Source organism: Rhizobium sp. R339 (genome assembly GCF_002211395.1).
Classification (GTDB): domain Bacteria; phylum Pseudomonadota; class Alphaproteobacteria; order Rhizobiales; family Rhizobiaceae; genus Rhizobium.
Map to the genome: position 1 here is coordinate 65,243 of NZ_LOKV01000001.1, position 25,762 is coordinate 91,004.

A 25,762-nucleotide genomic window follows, 5' to 3' on the forward strand; every position below is an offset into this window, starting at 1 on the left:
GGGAAGGTCGCATGAATTCGGGGGATTTTGCCGTTCGTTCGATGCGGCCCGGCGAACTGGAGCTCGTGCTCGAATGGGCGCGCCAGGAGGGATGGAACCCGGGCCTCGACGATTCGCTGGCATTTCTCGAAGCCGATCCTTCGGGCTTCTTCGTCGGCGCCATCGGTGAGGTTCCGGTCGGCTCGATCTCGGTCGTCAAATATGGCGACAGTTTCGCCTTTGTCGGCCTCTACATCGTCCATCCGGATTTCCGCGGCAAAGGTTACGGCAAGGCGATCTGGGAGGCGGGTATCGCCACGGCGGAAGGCCGGACGATTGGTCTCGACGGCGTCGCCGCACAGCAGGAAAATTACCGCAAGGCCGGCTTCGAGCCCGCCTATTCCACCATCCGTTACGGCGGTGTCGCCTCTTCCCTGCCTGTCTCGACGCTCATCGCGCAGCCGGTGCTGGATTCACGCCTCGAGGGCTTGCAGCGCTACGACTCGGCGATCTTTCCGCAGCCGCGGGATGCGTTCCTTGCGGCCTGGTGCACAGGCCGCAAGGGCCGCCGGACGGCCGTGGTGCGCAAGAGCCACAAGATCCGCGGCTACGGCACGATCCGCCGCTGTTACGAGGGCTACAAGATCGGGCCGTTGTTTGCCAATGATGCCGACAGCGCCGCGGCGCTGCTTGCCGAACTGATCCCCGAAGCGAAGGGGGCTTCGATCTTCATCGACATTCCCGTCGAGAACCGCGAGGCGGTGGTACTTGCCGAAAGCATCGGCCTTCGACCGGTGTTCGAGACGACGCGCATGTATCGCGGGCCGGCCCCGGCCATCCCGCTGAAACACGTCTTCGGCGTGACAACGCTCGAGCTTGGTTAGTCCACGGGCGAGGCGGGAACGGTCGGAGCTGAAGCTTTCGGCCGGCCCTTTTCGGCGATCGCGATGCCGCCGAGGGTCAGCACCAGTGCGATCATGTGGAAAGACTGAAGCTTCTCGCCGATCAGGGCGACGGAGAGCAGGGTTCCGAATACTGGCACGAGATTGATGAAGAGCCCGGCCCGGTTGGCGCCGATCGCTTCGACGCCCTTGATATAAAGGATCTGCGCCAGCAGCGAGGGGAAGATTGCCGTATAGAGCGTGATGCCCCAGCCGGCCTGATCAGGCCATTGCGCCGCACCCCGGCCTGCTTCCCAAAGGAGCAGCGGCAGCGAGGTCAGCATGGCGGCGATGGCCGGGAAGGCCATCAGCGTTCGCCAGTCGACCGGCGGTTTCCAGCGCAGGAAGATCGTGTAGAGCGAATAGGCGACGATGGCGATCATCATCAGCCCGTCGCCGCGGTTGAGCTGCAGCTGCAGCAGCGTGGCGAGGTCGCCATGGGCGGCCGTCAGCGCCACGCCCACCAGCGTCAGTCCGAAGCCGAGGCACTGCGCCAGCGAAATGCCGGTGCGGAAGAAAACGAAATTGAGCAGGAAGATCAGCATGGGAATGCCGGCCTGCTCGATGGCGACGTTGATCGCCGTCGTATATTGCACCGCCGAGTAAAGCATGGCGTTGAAGAGCGTGTAGCCGATTGCGCCGTAACACAGCAGCAGCGGCAGGTTCTTCCTGGCGATCGGCCAGTCCTTCTTGAGCTGTGGCACCGAAATCAGCGCGATCAGCGCGACGGCCAGGAACCAGCGCAGGAAGGTCAGCATCATCGGGCTGACATGGCCGACCGCAAGCTTGCCGGCGACGGAGTTGCCGCCCCAGCAGAGGGTGGCAATGACGAGGCAGATATAGGCCGTGGCTTGCAAGAGCGTTTCTTCCTCGGGTTTTGGTGAGCGACAAGCGACGTTTTCGCAGGGGAAATAGCCTGCCGGCGGCTGATTTGTCACGTAAAAAGCCCAATCGCCTGTGACAACAGGGTCGCTTTCCCAAAAACAAAGCTTTATAGATGCGCGGGTTTGAGCAGGTGCGCGGTTCAGCGCCGGTAACAGGAAGAGTTAGATGACGAACGTAGTCGTGGTCGGTTCGCAATGGGGTGACGAAGGCAAGGGCAAGATTGTCGACTGGCTTTCTGAACGCGCGGATATCGTCGTGCGCTATCAGGGCGGACACAATGCCGGCCATACGCTCGTCATCGACGGCACGAGCTACAAGCTCTCGCTGCTGCCCTCCGGCGTCGTGCGTCCCGGCAAGATGGCGGTGATCGGCAACGGCGTCGTCGTCGACCCGCACGCGCTGATCGCCGAGATCGGCCGGCTGGAGGCCCAGGGCGTGAGTGTCACGCCTGACAATCTGCGTATCGCCGACAATGCGACGCTCATCCTGTCGCTGCACCGCGAGCTCGACGCGATGCGCGAGGATGCGGCTTCCAACAGCGGCACCAAGATCGGCACGACGCGCCGCGGCATCGGCCCGGCCTATGAAGACAAGGTCGGCCGCCGCGCCATCCGCGTCATGGATCTTGCCGACCTCGAAAGCCTTTCCGGCAAGGTTGACCGTATCCTGACGCATCACAATGCCCTTCGCCGCGGCCTCGGCGTTGCCGAAGTCAGCCACCAGGCAATCATGGAGGAACTGACCTCGATTGCCGATCGGGTCTTGCCGTTCCGCGATACGGTCTGGCTCTTCCTCGACAAGGAGCGCCGCAAGGGCGCCCGCATTCTTTTCGAAGGCGCGCAGGGCAGCCTGCTCGACATCGACCACGGCACCTATCCTTTCGTGACCTCCTCGAACACGGTGGCCGGTCAGGCTGCCGCCGGTTCCGGCATGGGTCCCGGCTCGCTCGGCTATATCCTCGGCATCACCAAAGCCTATACGACCCGCGTCGGCGAAGGCCCGTTCCCGACCGAACTCACGGACGAAGTCGGCCAGTTCCTTGGCGAAAAAGGCCACGAATTCGGCACGGTGACCGGGCGCAAGCGCCGCTGCGGCTGGTTCGACGCGGCCCTCGTGCGCCAGTCGATCGCCACCAACGGCATCACCGGTATCGCGCTCACCAAGCTCGACGTGCTCGACGGCCTCGATGAATTGAAGATCTGCGTCGGCTATATGCTTGACGGCGAACAGATTGATCATCTTCCCGCAAGCCAGGGAGCGCAAGCTAGGGTCGAACCGGTCTATGTCACGCTGGAGGGATGGAAGGAATCGACCGTGGGCGCGCGCAGCTGGGCGGATCTTCCGGCACAGGCGATCAAGTATGTTCGCCAGGTCGAAGAGCTGATCGGGGCGCCGGTCGCGCTGCTTTCCACCAGCCCGGAGCGGGATGACACCATACTTGTGACCGATCCGTTTGAGGATTAAGCTCACGGGTCACTGTAGGGGATAGTTCGGGAGAGTGCCGGACTTCTTGAGAAAGTACTGATGGCGGATTTTATTGCAGTTATTCGGCGGGCCGTGGACGGCTTGGCTGAAAATACCCCCGAGATGCGGGTGAAGGTCTACGAACGTGCTCGCGGCGCAGTGCAGCGGCAGCTCGAGAACATGAAGCCGCGTCCGCCGGAAGCCATGCTGCAACGCCAGCTCGAAAAGCTCGAGGCCGCCATCCGCGAAGTGGAAGGCGAACACGCCGAGGCGCTGCCGCTCGACGAGGCGGTTGCCGCCGAAGCCGAGCCGGAGGTTTCGGAAGAACAAGCGGTTCACGACGAAGGCGAATCAGCACCCGCGGCGCAGACGGCAGCCGGGGAACCGGTTTACGAAGCCTATGCGGAACCGCAGGCCGCCGAGCCTGCCGCGACTGCCGAGGAACCGGATCAAGAGCACATGGAGGCTGTCGCGCCGCAGGAGCCTCAGGACGAGGTCCCTGCCGACGAGCCCCTTTCCGAAGAGACGGCTGCCCCCACTGAGGCCCATGTTTCCCCGGAGGAAGAGGAGCCCGCTCCCGCCGGGACATACTGGCATCCCTCGCATGAGGAGGAGGCGCCGGCCGAGGAATGGCATGCCGCCGAGGCGCATCACGCCACTGCCGAGGACGTGCCGGCTGAGGACGGCCTTCGGGAGCCGGTCGCCGAGCATCATCCCTACGAGGAAGCCGACGATTACCGGGGTGACGAGCAGCATCCCGCGCAGGCCGAAGAGATCGCGGCCGAACCGGCTGATGCCGAAGCCGACGAGCCTCAGGGCGAGGCGGCTTACGAGCCTATCGAATCCTTCCAGCCGGTCGCGGGCGGCCTGGGCCAAGCGGCCCAGCGGCTGGTGGAGCCGGTCGCCGATTTCGATCGTCCGCAGGAATTTGTCGAGCATAGCCGCGAGGAGCCGCTGCAGGCGGATGCCGCGGGACATTTCGATCCCGTCTGGACCGAGCCTGCCGCCGAGACGCCGGCCCCGGCACCCAAGGATGCCGAGACCGAATGGGCGGAAGAAGAGCTCCGGCAATATTCGGAAACGGCGCCTGCTGCCCCCGACACTTCGGCGCGCGCCTTCGAAGACGTGATATCGAGCCTCGAAAAAGTGGCGCCCGCCGCCGTGATGCCGACCGCCAAGGAAGCTTTCTCTTGGGAGAAGGCCGCCTTCGACGATCTGCCGCCGATCGAGGCCGGCACCGACAAGAAGACGCCGGTTGCCTCGCATTTCGACGATGTCGATATCTTCGCGGAAGTGCACGACGGAAAGCCTGCGCCCGCCGCCGGCGCACCGAACGAGCAATGGCGCGAAGCAAAGACGCTTCGCGGCTACGATCGCCGCGGCCCGGTCGCCGCAGACGACGATGACAGCAATCCCGGCATGGATATCGATCAGCTCGTTGCCTCCAAGCTGCAGGGCAAGAGCTTCCGCATGGAGCCGAAACGCCGCCGCTTCGGCATCGGCACGGTGATTACGCTCATCTTCGCGCTCATTCTGATCGGCGGCGGCGCCTATGCCGGCTGGATGAACAGAGAAGCGCTGGTGGCGATGGTCGACGGGCTCGTGAGCTCGGCGCCGTCGCAGGCGACCCGGAACGAAGCGACGATGGCTCCGTCCGAGTCTGCGACGCCTCAACAGCCGGGCGCAGCGGCGCCGGCCGCCCAGCCGACAGCCCCACAGAGTGCTGAGAATACTTCCCCGGCGCTGGCACAGCCGAACCAGCAGGTGGCGTCGCTGAACAATGACGGCGCGGCGGCCAGTTCCAAGTTTACCCAGCGGCTGTTGACCGACGGCACCGAGGTCGATAGCGGGCCGGCCAGCGTGCCGGGAACGCCGACTGCGGAAGGAAAGTCGGTCGCCGAACAGAACGTCGCCGCGGCCGATACGCCGCCGGCGAGCGCGCAAGGCGATGCGGCACCGGCCGAAACGCTGACGCCGAACGGTCCGGCGGCATCGCCGCAGCAGACCGCACCCGTCGGCTCGTCGCAGAAAATGTTCCTCTATGAGGAGCGCATCGGCCAGAGTTCGCCAACGGCGATCGAGGGATCGGTCGTCTGGAGCGTGCAGCGCGAAGCCGGCCAGGACGGCCGGCAGGAGGCGACGGTGCAGGGCAACGTCACAGTTCCCGAGCGCAATCTCTCGGCACTCGTCACCTTCAAGCGCAATTCCGATCCGTCGCTGCCGGCAAGCCACCTCGTCGAGATCGTCTTCTCCGTGCCGCCGAACTTCGAAGGCGGCAGTATCGAAAGCGTTCAGCGTATCTCGATGAAGCGCACCGAGCAGGATCGCGGCGACGCGCTGATCGCGGTTCCGGCCAAGATCACCGATGATTTCCACATGATCGCACTCAACGACTATCCCGACGCCCGCAAAGCCAACCTGGACCTCATGGCCACCCGCAGCTGGATCGATATCCCGATCACCTACCGAAACGGCCGCCGCGCGCTGCTGACGATGGAAAAGGGCGACTCGGGAACGGAAGCCTTCAACACCGCGATCAAGGAATGGAACGCTCTCGGGGATGTCTCGACGAGCCAGTGAGGTGGATCGCGGCTTCTGCCGGTGGCCCCCTCATCCGCCTGCCGGCACCTTCTCCCCGCAGGGGAGAAGGAGAGCTGTGACAGCGTTCCGCCCCTCTTGAAAGCATCGATCGTGGAAACGAAGGCAAGCGGCTTGCTCCGTCTTCTCCCCAGCGGGGAGAAGGTGGCCCGAAGGGTCGGATGAGGGGGCCGCACGGCGTGCCCGTCAGGACCGCCTGTTTTGCTGAGCTTGAGCCACATAGCCACAGCCTTACGCGCTCTGTACAAACCGTAGAAACAGAAACGCCACCCGTCCGTGCCGGAGGGGTGGCGTTTCGATTCTCAAGCCAGTCTATCAGGCCGTAGCTTCGACCACGCGGACGGCCTTGGCGCGTTCCAGGGCTTCCTTGCGGACGGCGTCCTGGACTTTTTCGAAGGCGCGGACCTCGATCTGGCGGACGCGTTCGCGGCTGATGTCGAATTCCGCCGAAAGATCCTCCAGCGTTACCGGATCTTCGGCGAGGCGGCGGGCCTCGAAGATGCGGCGTTCGCGTTCGTTCAACACGCTCATGGCTTTCGCCAGCATGCGCCTGCGGGTTTCGAGCTCATCCTGTTCGATCAGCACGTCTTCCTGGCTGTCGTGGTCGTCAACCAGCCAATCCTGCCACTGGCCGCTATCGCCTTCGGCTGCCTTGATCGGCGCGTTCAGCGAAGCGTCGCCGGAAAGGCGGCGGTTCATCGAGATGACCTCCTCCTCCGACACATTCAGCTTCGTGGCGATTTCCGAGACGTGCTCGGGCTTCAGATCGCCGTCGTCGATCGCCTGAATGCGGCCTTTCAGCCGGCGCAGGTTGAAGAACAGGCGCTTCTGGTTGGCTGTCGTGCCCATCTTCACCAGCGACCACGAGCGCAGGATATATTCCTGAATCGAAGCCTTGATCCACCACATGGCATAGGTGGCGAGACGGAAACCGCGCTCCGCGTCGAATTTCTTCACGGCCTGCATCAGGCCGACATTGCCCTCGGAGACGACTTCGCCGATCGGCAGGCCGTAGCCGCGGTAACCCATTGCGATCTTCGCGACGAGACGAAGATGGCTGGTGACGAGCTTGTGGGCGGCATCGCGGTCGCCATGTTCGGCGTAGCGCTTCGCAAGCATGTATTCCTGTTGCGGTTCGAGCATGGGAAACTTGCGGATTTCGTCGAGATAACGATTGAGACCGGCTTCGCCGGCGGTAATGGACGGCAAGGTATTTCGGGCCATAGTGCACCCTCCTGATATAGATTCCGGTTCCCGATGGAAACGCGCCCTCGCGTCAAGAAAGGCAAACCGGGACGTGCGGCTTTATCCAAGCCCGCACTAAGTCTATATACAGATAAGTATGGCAAAAGCGCGGTTCAAGGCGTCGCTCACGCAGGTGTGAGACCCTCGAGAAACGTCTATCCCCGCAGCGCCTCGATCAATTCCACCATATCATCCGGCAGTGGCGTTTCGAAATGCATGACCTCGGCGGTGCGGGGATGCTCGAACTGCAGCATGAAGGCATGCAGGGCCTGACGGTCGAACGCCTTGACGATTTTGCGGACCTCTTCGGGCAGGGCATTGGCCTTGGTCTTGAAGCCTGCGCCATAAACCGTATCGCCGAGCAGCGGATGGCCGATATGGGCCATGTGGACGCGGATCTGGTGCGTGCGGCCGGTTTCGAGATGGCACTCGACCAGCGAGGCGAGCGCGGTGGCGTCCGGGTTCTCCTGGAAACGCTCGATCACTTGGTAATGCGTGATCGCCTCATCGGCGTCGTGACTGTCAGGGCGCTTGACGGCGCGGCGGGTGCGGTCGCCGGTGGCGCGGCCGAGCGGTGCGTCGACCGTGCCCGACAGCGAGCGGGGCCGGCCCCAGACGACGGCCTGATAGGCCCGCTCCAGCGGCATGGTGCGGCCGTGATCGGCAAATTGAAGCGAGAGATGGCGGTGGGCGATGTCGTTCTTGGCGACGACCATGACGCCGGTCGTGTCCTTGTCGAGGCGATGGACGATGCCGGGGCGGCGCACGCCGCCGATGCCGGAAAGCGTATCGCCGCAATGGTGGATCAGGGCATTGACCAGCGTCCCCGTCCAGTTGCCCGCGGCGGGATGGACGACGAGGCCGGCTGGCTTGGAGATGACGATGAGGTCATCATCCTCATATAGGATATCCAGCGGAATATTTTCACCCCGCGGCGTCGGGTCTTCGGGCTCGGGCAGGGTGATCTCGAAACTGTCCCCGGCGCGCACCTTGCGCTGCGGATCGGTGACGAGCTGGCCGCGCATGGAAACCTGGCCGTCCTTGATGAGCACCTTGATCCGGCTGCGGGAAAACTCCTCGCCGAGCTGCGCCGTCAGCCAGGCGTCGAGCCGGCCTTCGGCGGTTTCATCGGCCGTCAGGACTTTTCTAATGCCGGCTGCTTGTTTAAAGGGGTCGCTCAAGACGCTTCTTCTCCGACGTATTTTTAGAACGGGACGCACAGATGACAGTAATCGAGCCAGACGACCAGGAAGAGAAGCCCCTTGATCCGGCGATGGAAAGTGTCCGGCGCAAGATGGTCCGCCTGCAGATCGTTTCCGGCGCCATCATGTTCGTGAGCCTTATGGCGGTCTTCGGTGCCGTTGTCTACAAGGTGACGCGCAGCGAATCGAAGGAGCCGGCCTCGGCCATCAGCGCCTCCGGCGTGCCTTCGGATGCGCCGCTTGCGGCGACTGTCTCCCTGCCGCTCGGCTTCAAGGTGCAGTCCACGTCGTTATCGGCAGGGCAGATCCTGTTCTACGGCGAAACCGTCGAGGGCAAGAGAAAGGCGCTGGTGCTCGATCTCAGGACGGGCCGTACCGTCGCCGACGTCACCGTCGCTGGCAATTGAGGCCGGCATGGCCGCCGACCCGATCGTCATCGACAGCGCCGCCGACCCGCGCATTGCCGAATTCCGCGATATCCGCGAGCGTGACCTGACGGGCCGGGAGAACCGTTTCATCGCCGAAGGCACCGTCGTGCTGCGCATGCTCGCCGAGGCGCATGCGGCAGACCGCGGCTTCTCGGCCGAAAAGATCCTGCTGCTCAGCAACCGCGTCAACGGCGTGCGGTCCATCCTGGAGCGGTTTCCTGCCGATGTGCCGGTCTATGTCGCCGAGGCGGATGTGCTTGACGGCATCGTCGGCTTTCACCTGCATCGCGGTGTTCTCGCCCTCGGCCGGCGAGAGGATCGCGGCGAGGCGGCCCTTCTCGATGCATTGCCGGAACGGGCGCTGGTGCTCGTCGGCTGCGGCATTTCCAACCACGACAATGCCGGCTCGATGTTCCGCAATGCGGCCGCCTTCCGGGCGGATGCGGTTCTGCTCGACGAAACTTCCTGCGATCCGCTTTACCGCAAGGCGCTGCGTGTCTCGGTCGGTTCGGTGCTGAGCGTCCCGCACCGGCGCGGCGGCAAGGCGCTGGATATGCTTCTAGCACTTGCCGAACGTGGCTTTGCCATCTGGACGCTCTCACCGCATGGCAAGACCGATATCCGTGCCATTCCGGCCTCGGCGCGTATGGCGCTGGTCATCGGCACGGAAGGGGAGGGCTTGCCGGAAGAGCTGCTTGCGCGCTTTCAGAGCGCACGCATCCCGCAGTCTGACGAACTCGACAGCCTCAACGCCGCGACCGCGACGGGGATCGCGCTGTTTTCCATGGCCTCGGCCATGGGCCGGATCTGAAGCTTATCGCACCGGATCGGCAATGATGGCGGCCGCCCGGTCGGCAAGGCTGACGCGCTCGTTCGGGTTCTTGTTGCCGGCATCCGGCAGCAGTGTCCGGATCGGTGAAGAAGGGCCTTCGTTGAGCGCGGTCAGCGCCACCATATTGGCGGCGATCGAGGCGATCTCCTCGCGGATCGCGCCATCGCGTCCGGTCACGGTCTTTGCCTTCTGCAGGCGCTCGGCAAGGGCAGCACTGCGCGTGCGGACATCCTCGCCCATCTCAGCGGTGATGGCGGCGGCGTCGAATGCGGATTCGGCTGCATCTTCGGCGGTTATTTCCACCGGCAGTTCGGCCGCCATCTTGGCAAGGCCGGCATCGCGCAGCACCCGGTTGATCTTGCGGATCTCGGCATTGGCGGCCTTCAACTGGTCCTTCAACTTGGTGATCTCCTGCTGGCGGCGGGCGAGCTGTGTTTCCTTTTCAGCGGCGGAAGCGCTTTCGCGCGCGGCCTTGTCCTCCAGGCGGATCACCATATGCTGCTGCTGCGTCAGTTTTTGCTCGGCATCCTTGGCGCGCTTCTGCAGCAAGGTGACGTCCTGGCGCAGCGTGTCGCGTTCGTCGCGCAGCGCGTTGGCGCGGAATTTCAAGCTTTCCGCCTCGGTGTCGCGTGCCGCCAGGTCGATTCTCAGCCCGTCGGTCTGTTCGCCGAGCTTGCTCAGCCGCGTGCGCATTGTCGCCAGCTCGCTCTCCTTGTTGGCAACGGATTGCTCGGCGATGTGAAGGTTGGTCTTCAATTGGCTGATATAGTTCTCGTCCTTGCGCAGATGCGAGCGCTGCTCGGCCGCCTCGACATGCATCTCGCCGATCTGAGCCTGCAATTCGCCGATCTCGGCGGCAAGCCTTCCGGCATCGACGGCAAGCGCATCGTGGCGCAACTGGAACGACAGGGATTTTTCGCGCTCGCGCAGAAGGTCCTGCGTGGTGCGGGCGTTCTCGGCGGCATAGAGCGCGCGCACCATATCCTTCTGGGCGCGCACTTCCTGCGGGCTCAGCGGCATCGTCGCCTTCAGCCGGTTCTCGGTGTACCAGACGATGCGACGATGGACGGCGGGCGAAACCAGAAAGACGAGGAAGGCCGCGGTCAGGAAGCCCAATCCGAACAACAGAGCATATTCGATCACGGCGCGGCCATCGATTAGAAGGTTAATACAGGGTCAACCGTGATGATTAAGCATGCATGGCGGATATCGCAAGGCCGCCGATGCGAACGGCGGCCATTTGCTGCGGTTTTGCCGGCTCAGAAGGGGTTCCAGGTCGGCGCGCTGGTGATCTTGAGATAGCCGACATTGACGCCGAGGCGGGCGCCGACGCCGGTGCGGATCGGCACGACCAGCACGTCGTTGTTTTTCAGCAGCGTCATGCCGAAGCCGGCGATCACATAGGCCGAGCCGCTGACGCCGCCGAAGCGGGCATAGATGCCGTTGACGGTAGGCAGGTCGTAGACCAGCATCATCACGCGGGAGCCCTGGCCGCCGTAGTCGATGCCGAGGGAAGGGCCCTGCCAGTAGAGCGGATGTTCGCCGGCATTCTTGGTGTTCAGCTGGCCTTCGCCATAGGTGAGACCGGCGATGAAGGCGCCGCCGCCTTCCTGTCCGAGGATATAGCCGTTCGGCAGACCGTATTTCTGAAAGGCGCTCTCGACGACTTTAGCAAGTCCGCCGCTGGCCGAGCCGAAAAAGGAGTGGCCGGTATCGACGATCTCCTGCATCGTATATTTGCTGTTGTCCTGCGCGGCGGCCGTTCCGGCAACCATTAAGGTGGAGAGGACGATGGCCGAAAACAGCCTGCAGAAGCCGATGAATCGGCGCGGGAATCGATGGCGCATGGTGTCATCCGTTCGTCGGTTGGCTGTGAGCGGCAAGCGCTCGCGGCGATTGATGCATTTTGCGCCGATGATCTTAACAATCGGTTTACCAAATATGGTGTCATTATGGCACCGAATGCGATCGCAAACTTCGCGCAATTTCGACGAAGCATAATCCCGGGCGCGATGAACTTGCCGCCCCTCAGGAGACGATGATGTCCAAGAACCCCAATCTTACCCTGTCCGGCCCGGACCTGGCCGCGCTTCTCTGCAGCCGCGTTTGCCACGATGTCATCTCGCCCGTCGGCGCGATCAACAACGGCCTGGAACTCCTGGATGAGGGCGGTGCCGATTCCGATGCCATGGATCTGATCCGCACCAGTGCACTCAACGCTTCTGTCCGGCTGAAATTCGCCCGTCTTGCTTTCGGCGCGTCCGGCTCCGTCGGCGCGTCTATCGATACCGGCGAGGCCGAGCGGGCGGCGAAGGATTTCGCTGTCGCCGAAAAGAAGACCGAGGTGATCTGGAACGGGCCGCGCGCCATCGTCGCCAAGAACCGCGTCAAGCTGCTGCTCAATCTCTTCCTCGTCGCCTATTCCTCCATTCCGCGCGGCGGCGTGCTGGAGGTGACGCTCGAAAATCCCGAATTCGACGCCAAGTTCAAGCTCACGGCGAAGGGCAAGCTGATGCGTCTGCCGCCGAAGTTCGTCGAGATCTCGACCGGCACGATCGAGGAGGCGATCGACGCCCATTCGATCCAGCCTTACTACGCGGTGCTTCTGGCCGAGGAGTGCGGAATGACACTCGATCACAGCGCAAGCCCCGATGAACTGGTGTTCACCGCAGTGGTTGCCACTGCCTGAAATCGGTGCGGGGAGGGGTCGCTGCGCGCGTCCGGTAACGATTCCTTAGCCTGATGGACCTATTCTCTAAGGTTGTAAGAGGCCCCTCGCTGCGACGAATGCGGGGGAAAAGGAGCGGCCATGCAAAGGTTCATGATCACCGATAATTCGGACATCGTCCGCAAGGTCGGCAAGCGCATTCTCTCCGAACTCGACTTTCTCGTCAGCGAGGCCTCCAATGCCGCCGAGGCGCTGCAGCGCTGCCAGACGGAACTGCCGGAATATCTGATCGTCGATTCCGGCATGGAGGGCGCGCTCGATCTCATTGCTGCCATCCGCGCCATGGACGGCGGCAAAGAGGTCAAGATCTATTACTGCGTCATCGAGGCCGATTTGAAGAAGCTGATGGCGGGAAAACGCGCCGGCGCCACCGACTTCCTGCTGAAGCCGTTCGATCGGAAGATCCTGACCGCCGTCTTCGGAAATCGCGCCATCGCCGCCTGACGGAAGGCGTATTCCGCAACATCGCCCAATCCCGGAACCCGATGCCGAAAAGCGCGGGCGCGTTCGGCTGACGCCGCGGCTCTCTATTTCTTCTGCTTCGCTGGCCGAAATGAAAGGTTCTGCCCCTATTGGCTGAGGCAGCGTTGCCGGCCAAAAACGAAAAAATCCCGCCGGAAGGGCGGGATCTTCGTCATCCGATAAGGGGGATCGGAAAATCAAGCGGTTTCAGCGTATTCGGCGCCATCCGGCTCGCGAAGAACATAACCGCGGCCCCAGACCGTCTCGATGTAGTTGGCGCCGCCGGCGGCGTTGGCAAGCTTCTTGCGCAGCTTGCAGATGAAGACGTCGATGATCTTCAGTTCCGGCTCATCCATGCCGCCGTAAAGGTGGTTCAGGAACATTTCCTTGGTGAGCGTGGTGCCCTTGCGGAGCGAAAGCAGCTCCAGCATCTGATATTCCTTGCCCGTCAGGTGGACGCGCTGGCCGCCGACTTCGACGGTCTTGGCGTCGAGGTTGACGATGAGCTCGCCCGTCATAATGACCGACTGTGCGTGGCCCTTGGAGCGGCGAACAATAGCGTGAATGCGGGCGACGAGCTCGTCCTTGTGGAACGGCTTGGTCATGTAGTCGTCGGCGCCGAAGCCCAGGCCGCGAACCTTGTCTTCGATGCCTGCCATGCCCGACAGAATGAGGATCGGTGTCTTGACCTTGGACAGGCGGAGAGTGCGGAGCACTTCATATCCGGACATGTCGGGCAGGTTCAGATCGAGAAGGATGATATCGTAATCATACAGCTTGCCCAGATCGACGCCTTCTTCACCGAGATCGGTGGTATAAACATTGAAACTTTCAGATTTGAGCATCAGTTCGATGCTCTGCGCCGTAGCGCTGTCATCCTCGATGAGTAGTACCCGCATAATTATCCCCTTTACCGCCGCCGAAAGGTGGTCTGGCCCCCTACACGCTACCGAACAAGCTACGTGATTTGGAAGCTGCCACGAAATGGTTAACAAATTCTAATTCACTCTGGCAAGGAGTATCGAATTTATTAAATAATTTTTCCATTTCTCTGTTTTCCAATAGGAATCTCAAAAAGGCGTTCCTCAACTTTAACATTAGGAAACAGCGCTAAGTGATTCATCCGACTCGCCAATGAAAAGGTTCGAACTTCATGCCGCGGCATTTACCGAGCCTTAAATCATCGGGTCTATCATTAACGATGCCCGTAAACGAAAGGTTACCAGCGGTAGGTTTTTGTTAATATCGCAGGAAATTTTTTAGCAAACCGTGTCAAAGCGGCGCGCAGGGCGGTTTCAAGTTGAGCCGGGGTCTCGCATCACGGGAGTAATGCGTATGAAGTCGCGAGAAAGTCTCGTTCGCCTGAAAGAGTTTCAGGTGAACGAAAAACGACGTCAATTGCAGCAATTGCAGATGATGATGTCCGAATTCGAACGGATGACGAAGGATCTGGAGAGCCAGATCGTCGTCGAGGAAAAGAAGTCCGGTATATCAGACCCGAATCACTTTGCTTATCCGACCTTCGCCAAGGCTGCGCGTCAGCGGGCCGACAACCTGCAGGTTTCGATCAAGGAACTGAAGATGCAGGAAGAGGCGCTGGAATTGGCGCTCGAGGAGATGCAGGCGGAATATGCAAGGGCGGCGGCGCTGGAAGAGCGTGACGTCAGCGCCCGGGCAAGGGCCTAACAGAAGGACGGGCGCCGGCTTCGGCGCCTGGGATCGCCAGAGAGAAGCCATGTATGATGGGCGCGCTGTCCGTCATACATGGCTTTTGGTGTTTCCGTTATCGTCCCAAAGTGCGGCTACTTCGGCCGCATGAATCAATTCACGACATCGTGCCATTCCGGGTGGCGCTGCGCCTGGGCTTTGAAGAAAGGGCAGAGCGGAATGATCTTCCAGCCGCCGGCGCGGGCAGCTTCCACCGCGTGAAGCGCCAATGCCTGGCCGACGCCCTTGCCGCGCAGCGCGTCGGGAACGGCCGTGTGATCGATGATGACGAGCTTCGGCGACGTGCGTGAATAGGTCATCTCCGCCCCGTGGCCTTCGACCTCTACGGCATAGCGGCCGCCGGAGGCGCCTTCTTCATTTCGAATGTCCATCGTCTTTCCTCATGCACAGATATTGTTGCCGCCGACGGTGACACGGCGGCGCGGCCGTGCCAAGCCGGTGACGCAGTTCCAGGGGGAAACGGAGTGTTCATGAAAAATGTCGGATCGGCGCGAGGTTTCACGGCAAGGAGCGCGCTTTCGGTAATCCGCCCGGTTCTTCTCGTGACGGCGCCGTTCCTTCTGGCGCTCGGCCTCGTCTTGCCGCTGGTCCGTTTCGAGACGCTGTATTTCTTCGATCAGACCCCATCGCTCATCGAAATCGTCGTTTCGCTCTGGCAAGGCGGGGATGGGCTGCTGGCGGCGATCGTCGCGCTGGTGTCGATCGTGCTTCCGCTCCTGAAGATGATTGGGATCGCGGCGGAAGCGACGGCTGCCGGCGCGGCCGGGAGCCTTTTCTATCGTCGCGTCGTGCCGCATCTGTCCAAGTGGTCAATGATGGACGTGCTGCTGGTCGCGATCGTCATTGCTGCGGCGAAGACAACGGGGTTGGCGGATGCCTTCACGCAGCCCGGCCTCTGGTGTTACGCGGCCTCGTCAATGATTTCGGGCCTTCTTCATTCCCTGATGGGAAATGCGTCCGGCCCGAAATAAATGTCGATGATGGCGTGCGATCAGTGGCGATATTGCTGGATGCGCGTGGTGCGCAGGCCGGCCAGGCCATGGCTGTTGATCGACGACTGCCAGGAAAGGAACTCTTCGACCGTGAGCGTATAACGCTCGCAGGCCTCTTCCAAGCTCAACAGGCCACCGCGAACAGCCGCGACAACCTCTGCCTTGCGGCGGATCACCCAGCGCCGCGTATTGGGCGGCGGAAGATCCGCGATCGTCAGGGGGCTGCCATCGGGGCCGATGACATATTTTACTCGGGGACGTATCATTTCGGTCATGGGACTCTCTACACAACGCAAGACCACGGACGCCACTCTAGCTTGCCACATTTAAAAATTGCCTAAGCCCATCGTAAGACTTTGATAACAAATTTAGATGGGCCGAGGCGATTTAGGACGATTGCCCGCCGCTACGTCAATTTGTGACGGCTGCATGGGAGCCATGCGGAATAAATATTACCTGCTTTTCCCGGAAAATTTTATAAGCGGCGCAGCATAAACGAGCGCAAGCCTTCGTCTCCGTCTTTCCGCTGTATCAGTTCAGTTCGGGCTTTTTCGTTTCGTACTCTCGGAATTCGGAATGGGTGCGGGCGAAAGCCGGCTTTGCCGATGCTGTGGCGTGAGCCTTCTCCGCCGCCAGCGACGCGAGCCGAAGCTTGCTCCAGAAGGATACGCACATGAAAAGACGCGAGCGCGCAGGCGGCGACTGCGCTGAGGATGCTGCATTTTCGCCTTCGCAGGCCGATGGCTCCGGCATGTCTTTCAACGAAAGCAAGGCGCGGCTCGGGGAGCTGGCGAAGCTTGCGGATTTCGATTTCTACCTGCTTTCGGCTTTCCCGCGCGGCGACCGCACGGGCTTCATCGAAAATTGCCTGAGCAGCAACTGGCCGCAAAACCTCGTCAGCTTCTACGAGGCGGCCGATCTCTTCTATTGCAGCCGGCTGCTGACCGCGATGAAGCGCACGGCGATGCCGGTCTTCTGCGAGGAGGGATCTTTTGAGGGCAGTGCGGCCAATCAGGAAAACCGGCGTCTCAACACACTCTTTCAGATGCACGGACTGAAGAACACCTTCGCCCTCACGCTGCACGACGCTGACCTGAAACAATACATCTTCGCCTTCTCGGGCAGCGCTCCCATGCCCGCACGCGAGCAGGCGACGGCGCTGCTTTACGGCTGCATGGAGCTTCTGGACAGGGTCTCGCGCGCTCAGAGCTTCAAGGATGCGCCATTGGAGACGCTGACGCGGCGCGAAATCGAATGCCTGCGCTGGTCGGCAGCCGGAAAGAGCAGCGACGAGATCGCGATCATTCTCGATCTCTCGTCGCATACGGTGGCTGGCTATCTGAAGAGCGCGATGCGCAAGCTTGATTCGGTAAACCGCATGCAGGCGGTCGCCAGGGCATTCCGATACCGGCTGCTCTGAAAAGCGTTGCTCTTCGCTACGAGATTTTCCTCCAAAAGCATTTCGCCCAAAACCGCGCTGCGGTTTTGGGCGAAATGGGAAGGGGCGGGCTGGCTGGTTACGGAAGGCTTAGAAGCCTTTTCCGCGGGTCAGTTCCGACACGACGGTGCCGACGATGATGTGCATATCCATCAGAATGGAAAAATTCTGAACGTAATAGAGATCGCAGGCGATGCGGGCGCGGGCCTTGGCCGGACGATCGGTCGGGCCGCGCAGGCCGCGCATTTGGGCAAGGCCGGTCATGCCGGGACGCATGGCGTGGCGCTGGTGGTATTCCGGAACGAGTTCTTCGTAAAGCATGTCGCTGGCGCGCATGCCGATAGCATGGCAACGCGGGCCGACGACCGACATGTCGCCCAGCAGCACGTTCAGCAGCTGCGGCAGCTCGTCGATATTCGTGCGGCGCAGGATGGCGCCAATGCGGGTGACGCGTGGATCGTTCCTCACCGTCTGGGCAACGCCGGTGGCATCGCAGAGATCGGTGCGCATGGAGCGGAACTTGTAGACCTTGATGGCCTTGCAGTTCTTACCCCAGCGGGTCTGCTTGAAAAGTACCGGTCCCGGGCTGTCGAGCTTGATCAGCACGGCGACCAGCAGAAGGAAAGGAGCGAGGACGAGGAGGGCGCTCAACGACGAAACGATGTCGAACGCCCGCTTCAGGGCAAGATCCATCCACGGCGCCTGCGGCGCATCGCTATGGATAACAGGGGTCTGGATCTTCAGGCTCGGCAGCTGGCGGCGGCTCGGCCGGAAGGACTCATTCGAAATGGTGTTGTTTAGTTCCGTGATGCTCAAGGATCGTACTCTGTTGTCTTCGAGGGGGCGCGGCGGCAATAGGCGATCAATGGTTAACCCTGTCACCAGGGCTGCACTCAGGTCTTGGTAACCCTACTAAAACGGAAAAATGCGACAATTGTGTAATGCTGTCCAGAGAAATATCGCATCGCAACAAATCTTTCGCATTTGCGTTAAGTTGAGGCAAGCTCATGATATTTCGTTAATAATTGGAATTTCATCAAGTTTTTTAGGCCTTTGGCATGGGCTTCCAGGGGTTGGCCGGCGTGCGGTTTCGGCACGCGACCAATAGACGTCAGGGAATGTTTTTAACGAATTCCCGCCCTAAATTTTGAGGGCGAGGGTGTTCGCTGGTTCCCAAAATGTGTCGGAATATGACAAAATCAAGGCGAGGCCGCGCATAGCAGACGTTCGAAAAAGACGCAGCAAGCCGGCTCCGGGGGTAGAATCACCCCTAAAACCCGGCGATCGCGAATCAGTTTGCGAGCTCATCGCCTCTGGTGGCGCAGGGAGCGGCTCGATCACAGCAAGACAGTAGGTGGCGAGGGGAAGGGATGGCTGCACGTGCGGAACTGGTCGCTACCAGCTGCAGACAGGCAGTAAATTTCGAAGGACGAGCGCCGTTGCCGGTATTCGGCGATCCCGGCGCGGAATCATGCCGGCTCGAGCACGCGTTTCCTGCCGCCCCAGGAAATGAAGTTCGGATTGGCGAAGTCGAAATCGGCGGCCGTTCCCGTCTTTCCATAAGTCAGCGGCGCGCCGTCCAGTGTCACGGTCGAGCCGCCGGCGGCGCGCAGCACGGCGTCGCCGGCCGCGGTATCCCATTCCATGGTGCGGGTGAAGCGCGGATAGACGTCGGCCTTGCCTTCGGCCAGCAGGCAGAATTTCAGCGACGAGCCGATGTTGGTGCATTTGGAAATGGCGTGGTGCGCAAGGAAGCTGCCGGTTTCCGGACTGTTGTGGCGCAGGCTTGCGAGCGCCAGCCTGTCGTCCGGCTGCTCGCGGACGGTGATGGCTGTACGCTGGCCGACCGCGAAATCCTCGGTGATGACCAGCCTTTCCGCGCGGCCGCATTCTCCGGAGAAGGCAAGCCCGAGTGCGGGAGCATAGACGATGCCGGCCACCGGTGCGCCGTTTTCGATATAGGCGATGTTGACGGTGAATTCCTGCCGTCCGTCGACGAATTCACGCGTGCCGTCGAGAGGATCGACCAGGAAGAAACCGCGGCCGCTGATATCGGGCACCTTGCCGGCGGCAACCGATTCCTCGGCCACGACAGGTATGTCGGGATAATCTCTGGCAAGATGGCCGAGGATGATGCGCTCGGCCTCCTCGTCAGCGACGGTGACCGGACTTGCATCCGCTTTCATCGCGACGGGAAAGCCCTCGCGCAAGACCGTGATGATGGCCTTACCGGCTTCCAGTGCCGCCTTTTCAAATGTCCTCAGCATTGTCCTTTTGCCGTTCGCCACGCGTCGAGCGCCCCGCTGCCGCTCGTCCGCAAACCATCCCTGTCACAACCATATACTTGCCAGCTATTTATATGGTGTTTCCGTCACGCTGCGCATCCCCAATTCACGCATTCGGAATGCTACCATAAGTTCCCAGTATTGTCAGACGAAGATGGCGGGCGTTTGCTCGTGAAATGGCATTCGAAAAAACACCCGCCTCAGGGTCGGAATTTGCGCCAACTTCCAATTCGGTGGAATAGCTTACGCACTATGGTGTTGGTAGGAATCACCGGCGTCGTTTGGGAACGGTTAATTCAGTGACCGTTTTTGGCTAAAAACGCGCCCAACTTTGCTGTTTTTCTGTGGATTTTGGTTCAAAATGGGCCATGTCGGCCTGTTTCCGCAAGAATCTGGCGGAGTAAATCCTTTTTGTCTTCACATTTTCAACGAAACCGCTATGCATGCGGCTTATGAGGTTGCCTGAAACGGGGAACCGAATAACCAAAAAGAGATGCAGCATTTTGCGCTCGCATCCAGGGGAAAACGACATATGGAGTATTTCGTCCAGCAGCTCTTCAATGGGCTGACGCTCGGATCCATCTATGGCCTTGTGGCTATCGGCTATACGATGGTTTATGGCATTATCGGCATGATCAACTTCGCCCATGGCGACATTTTCATGCTCGGTGGTTTCGCCGCTCTTATCGTCTTTCTCGTCCTCACATCCATCTTCGCAGGTCTCCCGGTGGCAGTGCTGCTGCTGGCGATGCTTGTCGTCGCGATGTTGATGACGAGTTTGTGGAATTGGACGATCGAGCGCATCGCATACCGCCCATTGCGCGGTTCGTTCCGCCTGGCGCCGCTGATCACTGCGATCGGCATGTCGATCGTGCTGTCCAACTTCATCCAGGTGACGCAGGGTCCGCGCAACAAGCCGATCCCGCCGATGGTGAGCTCGGTCTACCAGTTCGGCAATATTTCGGTGTCGCTGAAGCAGGTCATCATCATCGTCATCACGGCGGTGCTGCTTGCGGCCTTCTGGTATATCGTCAATCGTACAGCACTCGGCCGCGCCCAGCGCGCCACCGAGCAGGACCGCAAGATGGCGGCGCTGCTTGGCGTCAATGTCGACCAGACGATCTCCATCACCTTCGTCATGGGTGCGGCACTCGCTGCCGTCGCCGGGACGATGTATCTGATGTATTATGGCGTTGCTTCGTTCGCCGACGGCTTCACGCCGGGCGTGAAGGCGTTTACCGCGGCCGTTCTCGGCGGCATCGGCTCGCTGCCGGGCGCCGTTCTCGGCGGGTTGATGATCGGCCTCATCGAATCGTTGTGGTCGGCCTATTTCACGATCGCCTACAAGGATGTCGCGACCTTCGCCATCCTCGCTTTCGTGCTGATCTTCAAGCCGACAGGTATCCTGGGACGGCCGGAAGTCGAGAAGGTATAACGTCATGGCAAATATCGAGAATTCTGCAGGCGAGCCCGATGCCGGACTTGTCCAGAAGGGGCTTAGGGAAGCTTTTTTCGCCGGCCTCGTCACCCTTGGTCTGTTCGTGCTTTATGTCGGTCTCGGCACGCAGCAGAACATCAATAACGAGCTGATTGTCGTCCAGCGCTGGGGGCTGCTTGCGATCTTCGTGCTGATCGCTGCCGTCGGCCGGTTCATCATGGTCGTCTTGATCAAGCCGAATATCGATCGCCGCAAGCTCAACAAGGCGCGAGAGGGCGATCTCGAGATCTCGACCGAGAAGAACTTCTTCCACCAGCATTTCCTCAAGATCGCTCTTGTATTCCTGCTGATCTACCCGATGGCTGCTCTGCTCATCTACGGTCCGCAGCGCTCACTGACGATGGTCGATAATTTCGGCATTCAGATCCTCATCTACGTGATGCTCGCCTGGGGCCTCAACATCGTGGTTGGTCTCGCGGGTCTTCTCGATCTCGGATACGTCGCCTTCTACGCCGTCGGCGCCTATTCATACGCGTTGCTTTCAAGCTATTACGGCCTCTCTTTCTGGGTGCTGCTGCCGCTTTCGGGTATCCTTGCGGCTCTCTGGGGCGTCATTCTCGGCTTTCCGGTGCTGCGTCTGCGCGGTGATTATCTCGCGATCGTCACGCTGGCCTTCGGCGAGATCATTCGTCTGGTCATCATAAATTGGACGGAAGTTACGAAAGGCACTTTCGGTATTTCCGGTATCGCCAAGGCGTCGGTCTTCGGCATCTGGACTTTCGACGTCGGCAAGGCGAACAATTTTGCCAAAGTGTTCGGGCTGCCCATGGCCTCCGGCTACTACAAGGTCTTCCTGTTCTACGTCATCCTGGCGCTTTGCATGCTGACCGCCTATGTCACGATCCGGCTGCGCCGCATGCCGATCGGTCGTGCATGGGAAGCACTGCGTGAAGACGAGATCGCCTGCCGTTCACTTGGTATCAACACCGTGACGACCAAGCTCACGGCGTTCGCGACGGGTGCAATGTTCGGGGGCTTCGCAGGCTCGTTCTTCGCAGCCCGCCAAGGCTTCGTTTCACCGGAATCCTTCGTCTTCCTCGAATCGGCAGTCATTCTTGCTATTGTCGTTCTTGGCGGCATGGGTTCGCTGACGGGTATTGCGATCGCTGCTGTCGTCATGGTCGGCGGCACCGAGGCTCTTCGCGAAATGGATTTCCTGAAGGAGATCTTCGGACCTGACTTTACGCCGGAACTTTACCGGATGTTGATCTTCGGCCTGGCCATGGTCATCGTCATGCTGTTCAAGCCACGCGGCTTCGTTGGTTCGCGTGAGCCGACCGCCTTCCTCAAGGAGCGCAAGGCGGTCTCAGGAAGCTTCACCAAGGAGGGCCACGGTTGATGAGCCCCATTAGCAACGCGATGTCGAACGACACGCTTCTCAAGGTCGAACACCTGTCGATGAAGTTCGGCGGCCTGATGGCCATCAACGACTTCTCCTTCGAGGCCAAGCGCGGCGATATCACCGCGCTGATCGGTCCGAACGGTGCCGGCAAGACCACCGTCTTCAACTGCATCACCGGCTTCTACAAGCCGACGATGGGGATGATCACGCTCAACCAGAAAAGCGGCAAGCAATATCTGCTGGAGCGTCTGCCGGACTTTCGCATCACCAAGGAAGCCAAGGTGGCGCGCACCTTCCAGAACATCCGGCTGTTCTCCGGCCTGACGGTTCTCGAAAATCTGCTCGTCGCCCAGCACAACAAGCTGATGCAGGCATCGGGCTTCACCATCCTCGGCCTCATCGGCATCGGTCCCTATAAGCGGGAGGCAACCGCCGCGGTCGAACTTGCGCGCCATTGGCTCGAAAAGGCAGAACTGATCGACCGCGCCGATGATCCGGCGGGCGATCTTCCTTACGGCGCCCAAAGGCGTCTCGAGATTGCGCGCGCCATGTGCACCGGGCCGGAATTGCTCTGCCTGGATGAGCCGGCCGCGGGCCTCAATCCGCGGGAATCGGCGAAGCTCAATGAGCTTCTGCAGAGCATCCGCGCCGATACCGGAACATCCATTCTGCTCATCGAGCACGACATGTCGGTGGTGATGGAAATTTCCGACCACGTCGTCGTCCTCGAATATGGCCAGAAGATTTCCGATGGAACGCCCGACCATGTGAAGAACGACCCGAAGGTCATCGCGGCCTATCTCGGTGTCGAAGACGAAGAAGTGGAAGAGGTGATCGCAACCGTCGAGCAGCTCGAAGGAGGCGCAAATTGATGGGCGATGCAGCAATGACGGGTCAACCGCTTCTTCAGGTGAATGGCGTCGAAACCTATTATGGCAATATCCGTGCGCTGGCCGGCATCGATGTCGAGGTCAACAAGGGCGAGATCGTCAGCTTGATCGGCGCCAACGGCGCCGGCAAATCGACGCTGATGATGACGATCTGCGGCAGCCCTCAGGCCCGCACCGGCTCCGTCGTCTTCGAGGGCCGCGACATCACCAAGCTTCCGACCCACGAAATCGCCCGGCTGCGCATCGCGCAGTCGCCGGAAGGTCGCCGCATCTTTCCCCGTATGACGGTTCTGGAGAACCTGCAGATGGGGGCGGGTCTCGACAATCTCAAATATTTCGCCGAGGACGTCGAGAAAATCTTCACGCTCTTCCCGCGCCTCAAGGAACGCCACGCCCAGCGCGGCGGCACCCTTTCGGGCGGCGAGCAGCAGATGCTGTCGATCGGGCGTGCACTCATGGCCCGCCCGAAGCTGCTGCTGCTTGACGAACCTTCGCTCGGCCTGGCGCCGCTCATCGTAAAGGGCATCTTCGAGGCGATCAAAAAGCTGAATGAGCAGGAAGGTCTGACCGTGTTTCTGGTCGAGCAGAATGCATTCGCAGCTCTTAGGCTTTCGCATCGCGGCTACGTCATGGTGAACGGCAAGGTAACGATGAGTGGCTCCAGCAAGGAACTCCTCGCCAACCCCGAGGTCCGCGCCGCTTATCTCGAAGGTGGAAGACACTAGACAGGATGATTTTAGGGCGCGTTAGCCAAAATCTGAATCCTGCTCTGAATGAAATGATGAGAGCATGACGACCAAAACCGCGGGTTATAATTTTCGGTATCGTGCTCTCGTCGAAGGGAGAGATTAACATGCAGGGGCTTTTCTTCGAAAGCGATAGCGGCGCTCGCGTCGTCATCCGCGCGATCGTCGTACTGATCGGCTTCTGGACGGCCTGGCGGGCCGGCAAGGCGGTTGCCGATGGCTGGAGCAACTATCCGCTGGTGGTCGTCTATACCTTTCTGCTGGCCTGGGCGATGCAGTTTCTGCATCATGCCCTGTTCAATGGGCCGATGCTCAGTGCTCTCTACTACGGCATCGATTTCGTGACGCTGCTGGTCTTCGCGACGGCCGGCTTCCGCTATCGCCGCACCAATCAGATGGTCAACAACTATTACTGGCTGTACGAAAAAACTTCCGCGTTTTCGTGGAAGGACAAACATTGACAGTCCGTTGAAACTAGGCATGAATTGCCTTCAGAGTGGAACAGCTTTCCTGGCGCAGTCAATGGTGGGTAATGCGCCGGGTCTTGGACCGGAACCCGCCCAAAAATTGGGAGTAACAATATGAAGAAGTCTCTTCTGTCGGCAGTGGCTCTGACGGCGATGGTCGCCTTCAGCGGCAACGCCTGGGCCGACGTCCTCATCGCTGTCGCAGGTCCGCTGACCGGCCCGAACGCCGCTTTCGGCGCGCAGCTTCAGAAGGGCGCCGAGCAGGCGGCCGCTGACATCAACGCAGCCGGCGGCATCAACGGCGAGCAGATCAAGATCGAGCTCGGCGACGACGTCTCCGACCCGAAGCAGGGCATTTCGGTCGCCAATAAATTCGTTGCTGACGGCGTCAAGTTCGTCATCGGCCACTTCAACTCGGGCGTTTCGATCCCGGCTTCGGAAGTTTATGCCGAAAACGGCATTCTCGAAATCACCCCGGCCGCTACCAACCCGAAGTTCACCGAGCGCGGCCTCTGGAACACGTTCCGCACCTGCGGCCGTGACGACCAGCAGGGCGCCATCGCCGGAAAGTATCTTGCCGACCACTTCAAGGATGCCAAGATCGCCGTCGTTCACGACAAGACCCCCTACGGTCAGGGCCTTGCAGACGAAACCAAGAAGGCCATGAATGCCGCCGGCGTGACCGAAGTCATGTATGAAGGCATCAATGTCGGCGACAAGGATTTCTCGGCCCTCATCGCCAAGATGAAGGAAGCCGGCGTCTCGATCATCTATTGGGGCGGCCTGCACACCGAGGCCGGTCTCATCATCCGCCAGGCTGCCGACCAGGGCCTGAAGGCAACGCTGGTTTCGGGCGATGGTATCGTTTCGAACGAACTGGCCTCGATCGCTGGTGACGCCGTTGCCGGTACGCTCAACACCTTCGGTCCCGACCCGACGCTGAACCCGGCCAACAAGGAACTCGTCGAAAAGTTCAAGGCCGCCGGTTTCAACCCCGAAGCCTACACGCTCTACTCCTACGCTGCGATGCAGGCGATCGCCGGTGCGGCCAAGGCTGCCGGTTCGGTGGATCCTGAAGCCGTCGCCGCTGCCATGAAGGAAAAGGGTCCGTTCCCGACGGTTCTCGGCGACATCTCGTTCGACGAAAAGGGCGACCCGAAGATCCCCGGCTACGTCATGTACGAGTGGAAGAAGGGTCCGGACGGCAAGTACAGCTACTTCCCGCAGGGCATGTAAGCCTTATTTCCCTTATGGATATGATCTGATCGAAGCCCGGCTCCTGCCGGGCTTCTTTATTTTTCAGGTTATTTCAATGCGGTTCGCCCGCGGCGACATGATGGACGAAGCTGTGCCGATTTCGGCGCGGGTAGCAGGCACGATCCGCGGCGCGGGTCTCGACGCCTATAAGGCGAAGCCGAATGTACCGGAAATCTTACGGCAAATGGCGAACGTGATCTGCCGCATCTCGGCAGCGGCAGCGGCGGCGGCGGCGGAGATGCGGACCGCCATGGGTATGAAGGTGGTCGAGAAGGTGACGGATCTCTTCGAGGGCGGGGACGCGCCCGATCGGATCGTCTGAAGGATCATGGAGAGAGCGGGTACAGCGTGCGCT

27 protein-coding genes are annotated in these 25,762 nt (G+C 60.9%); 17 read left to right on the top strand and 10 right to left on the bottom strand.

Annotated elements, in window-relative coordinates; genetic code table 11:
• The first annotated feature begins 11 nt into the window (after positions 1-11).
• Entirely contained in the window at positions 12-863 is an 852-nt protein-coding gene (locus ATY76_RS00280) for a GNAT family N-acetyltransferase (RefSeq protein ID WP_088672801.1), read from the top strand.
• On the opposite strand, the gene ATY76_RS00285 is transcribed toward ATY76_RS00280, so the two are convergent.
• Positions 860-1,777 (bottom strand): DMT family transporter, encoded by a 918-nt coding sequence (locus ATY76_RS00285; RefSeq protein WP_088672802.1) that lies wholly within the window; start codon positions 1,775-1,777, stop codon positions 860-862. The two genes, ATY76_RS00280 and ATY76_RS00285, sit on opposite strands and share 4 nt — an antisense overlap.
• 193 nt (positions 1,778-1,970) lie before the next feature.
• On the opposite strand from ATY76_RS00285, the gene ATY76_RS00290 reads away from it, so the two are divergent.
• Complete coding sequence (locus ATY76_RS00290; RefSeq protein WP_088672803.1) at positions 1,971-3,269, top strand: adenylosuccinate synthase; 1,299 nt, start codon at positions 1,971-1,973, stop codon at positions 3,267-3,269.
• Positions 3,270-3,329: 60 nt separating this feature from the next.
• Entirely contained in the window at positions 3,330-5,849 is a 2,520-nt protein-coding gene (locus ATY76_RS00295) for a hypothetical protein (RefSeq protein WP_088672804.1), read from the top strand.
• A gap of 333 nt (positions 5,850-6,182) precedes the next feature.
• On the opposite strand, the gene rpoH is transcribed toward ATY76_RS00295, so the two are convergent.
• On the bottom strand, positions 6,183-7,091 hold the full coding sequence (gene rpoH, locus ATY76_RS00300) for an RNA polymerase sigma factor RpoH (protein ID WP_088672805.1): 909 nt from the start codon (positions 7,089-7,091) through the stop codon (positions 6,183-6,185).
• A 176-nt stretch (positions 7,092-7,267) separates the two neighbouring features.
• Positions 7,268-8,293, bottom strand: coding sequence for an RluA family pseudouridine synthase (locus ATY76_RS00305; RefSeq protein ID WP_088672806.1), 1,026 nt, complete (start codon positions 8,291-8,293; stop codon positions 7,268-7,270).
• 41 nt (positions 8,294-8,334) lie between these two features.
• On the opposite strand from ATY76_RS00305, the gene ATY76_RS00310 reads away from it, so the two are divergent.
• The gene (locus ATY76_RS00310; RefSeq protein WP_088672807.1) at positions 8,335-8,721 is read left to right on the top strand and encodes a hypothetical protein; all 387 of its coding nucleotides are present in this window, start codon (positions 8,335-8,337) and stop codon (positions 8,719-8,721) included.
• A 7-nt stretch (positions 8,722-8,728) separates the two neighbouring features.
• On the top strand, positions 8,729-9,553 hold the full coding sequence (locus tag ATY76_RS00315) for an RNA methyltransferase (protein ID WP_088672808.1): 825 nt from the start codon (positions 8,729-8,731) through the stop codon (positions 9,551-9,553).
• Positions 9,554-9,556: 3 nt separating this feature from the next.
• Here ATY76_RS00315 and ATY76_RS00320 read toward each other — a convergent pair whose 3' ends face one another.
• Entirely contained in the window at positions 9,557-10,717 is a 1,161-nt protein-coding gene (locus ATY76_RS00320; protein WP_088672809.1) for a hypothetical protein, read from the bottom strand.
• A 116-nt stretch (positions 10,718-10,833) separates the two neighbouring features.
• On the bottom strand, positions 10,834-11,421 hold the full coding sequence (locus ATY76_RS00325) for an EipA family protein (protein ID WP_088672810.1): 588 nt from the start codon (positions 11,419-11,421) through the stop codon (positions 10,834-10,836).
• 194 nt (positions 11,422-11,615) lie between these two features.
• On the opposite strand from ATY76_RS00325, the gene ATY76_RS00330 reads away from it, so the two are divergent.
• Both ATY76_RS00330 and ATY76_RS00335 read left to right on the top strand, forming a co-directional pair.
• Positions 11,616-12,263: a histidine phosphotransferase family protein gene (locus ATY76_RS00330; protein WP_088672811.1), complete on the top strand. Its 648-nt coding sequence runs from the start codon at positions 11,616-11,618 to the stop codon at positions 12,261-12,263.
• 120 nt (positions 12,264-12,383) lie between these two features.
• Positions 12,384-12,746 carry a response regulator gene (locus ATY76_RS00335; protein ID WP_011426567.1) on the top strand — a complete coding sequence of 121 codons (363 nt, stop codon included), beginning with the start codon at positions 12,384-12,386 and terminating at the stop codon, positions 12,744-12,746.
• 215 nt (positions 12,747-12,961) lie between these two features.
• Here the strand turns inward: ATY76_RS00335 and ctrA are convergent, their stop codons facing one another.
• Positions 12,962-13,663 carry a cell cycle two-component system response regulator CtrA gene (gene ctrA / locus ATY76_RS00340; protein WP_003542362.1) on the bottom strand — a complete coding sequence of 234 codons (702 nt, stop codon included), beginning with the start codon at positions 13,661-13,663 and terminating at the stop codon, positions 12,962-12,964.
• Positions 13,664-14,099: 436 nt separating this feature from the next.
• On the opposite strand from ctrA, the gene ATY76_RS00345 reads away from it, so the two are divergent.
• Positions 14,100-14,450 carry a flagellar export protein FliJ gene (locus ATY76_RS00345; RefSeq protein WP_088672812.1) on the top strand — a complete coding sequence of 117 codons (351 nt, stop codon included), beginning with the start codon at positions 14,100-14,102 and terminating at the stop codon, positions 14,448-14,450.
• A gap of 134 nt (positions 14,451-14,584) precedes the next feature.
• Here ATY76_RS00345 and ATY76_RS00350 read toward each other — a convergent pair whose 3' ends face one another.
• A complete protein-coding gene (locus tag ATY76_RS00350) occupies positions 14,585-14,863 on the bottom strand; it encodes a GNAT family N-acetyltransferase (protein ID WP_088672813.1) in 279 nt (92 codons plus the stop codon).
• A gap of 99 nt (positions 14,864-14,962) precedes the next feature.
• Between ATY76_RS00350 and ATY76_RS00355 the strand changes: the two genes are divergently transcribed.
• Positions 14,963-15,463 (top strand): paraquat-inducible protein A, encoded by a 501-nt coding sequence (locus tag ATY76_RS00355; RefSeq protein ID WP_088672814.1) that lies wholly within the window; start codon positions 14,963-14,965, stop codon positions 15,461-15,463.
• A 20-nt stretch (positions 15,464-15,483) separates the two neighbouring features.
• Here the strand turns inward: ATY76_RS00355 and ATY76_RS00360 are convergent, their stop codons facing one another.
• Positions 15,484-15,759, bottom strand: coding sequence for a DUF1153 domain-containing protein (locus ATY76_RS00360; protein ID WP_007533628.1), 276 nt, complete (start codon positions 15,757-15,759; stop codon positions 15,484-15,486).
• 398 nt (positions 15,760-16,157) lie between these two features.
• Between ATY76_RS00360 and ATY76_RS00365 the strand changes: the two genes are divergently transcribed.
• Positions 16,158-16,904 (top strand): helix-turn-helix transcriptional regulator, encoded by a 747-nt coding sequence (locus ATY76_RS00365; RefSeq protein WP_088672815.1) that lies wholly within the window; start codon positions 16,158-16,160, stop codon positions 16,902-16,904.
• A gap of 108 nt (positions 16,905-17,012) precedes the next feature.
• Here ATY76_RS00365 and ATY76_RS00370 read toward each other — a convergent pair whose 3' ends face one another.
• Complete coding sequence (locus ATY76_RS00370; protein ID WP_088672816.1) at positions 17,013-17,738, bottom strand: sugar transferase; 726 nt, start codon at positions 17,736-17,738, stop codon at positions 17,013-17,015.
• 653 nt (positions 17,739-18,391) lie between these two features.
• Positions 18,392-19,189: a 3'(2'),5'-bisphosphate nucleotidase CysQ gene (gene cysQ, locus ATY76_RS00375; protein WP_088672817.1), complete on the bottom strand. Its 798-nt coding sequence runs from the start codon at positions 19,187-19,189 to the stop codon at positions 18,392-18,394.
• A gap of 550 nt (positions 19,190-19,739) precedes the next feature.
• Between cysQ and ATY76_RS00385 the strand changes: the two genes are divergently transcribed.
• The 7 genes from ATY76_RS00385 to ATY76_RS00415 all read left to right on the top strand — a co-directional run bounded on the left by ATY76_RS00385 (position 19,740) and on the right by ATY76_RS00415 (position 25,729).
• Positions 19,740-20,642, top strand: a complete 903-nt coding sequence (locus ATY76_RS00385) for a branched-chain amino acid ABC transporter permease LivH (protein WP_088672819.1) — start codon at positions 19,740-19,742, stop codon at positions 20,640-20,642.
• Positions 20,643-20,646: 4 nt separating this feature from the next.
• A complete protein-coding gene (gene livM / locus ATY76_RS00390) occupies positions 20,647-22,044 on the top strand; it encodes a high-affinity branched-chain amino acid ABC transporter permease LivM (RefSeq protein ID WP_088672820.1) in 1,398 nt (465 codons plus the stop codon).
• The gene (locus ATY76_RS00395; RefSeq protein ID WP_088672821.1) at positions 22,044-22,919 is read left to right on the top strand and encodes an ABC transporter ATP-binding protein; all 876 of its coding nucleotides are present in this window, start codon (positions 22,044-22,046) and stop codon (positions 22,917-22,919) included. Before livM ends, ATY76_RS00395 begins: the two co-directional genes overlap by 1 nt.
• Entirely contained in the window at positions 22,919-23,662 is a 744-nt protein-coding gene (locus ATY76_RS00400; protein ID WP_190233559.1) for an ABC transporter ATP-binding protein, read from the top strand. Before ATY76_RS00395 ends, ATY76_RS00400 begins: the two co-directional genes overlap by 1 nt.
• A gap of 128 nt (positions 23,663-23,790) precedes the next feature.
• A complete protein-coding gene (locus ATY76_RS00405) occupies positions 23,791-24,144 on the top strand; it encodes a DUF6867 family protein (protein WP_088672822.1) in 354 nt (117 codons plus the stop codon).
• 120 nt (positions 24,145-24,264) lie between these two features.
• On the top strand, positions 24,265-25,386 hold the full coding sequence (locus tag ATY76_RS00410; protein ID WP_088672823.1) for a branched-chain amino acid ABC transporter substrate-binding protein: 1,122 nt from the start codon (positions 24,265-24,267) through the stop codon (positions 25,384-25,386).
• Between the two features lie 76 nt (positions 25,387-25,462).
• The gene (locus ATY76_RS00415; RefSeq protein WP_088672824.1) at positions 25,463-25,729 is read left to right on the top strand and encodes a hypothetical protein; all 267 of its coding nucleotides are present in this window, start codon (positions 25,463-25,465) and stop codon (positions 25,727-25,729) included.
• The last annotated feature ends 33 nt before the right edge of the window (positions 25,730-25,762 follow it).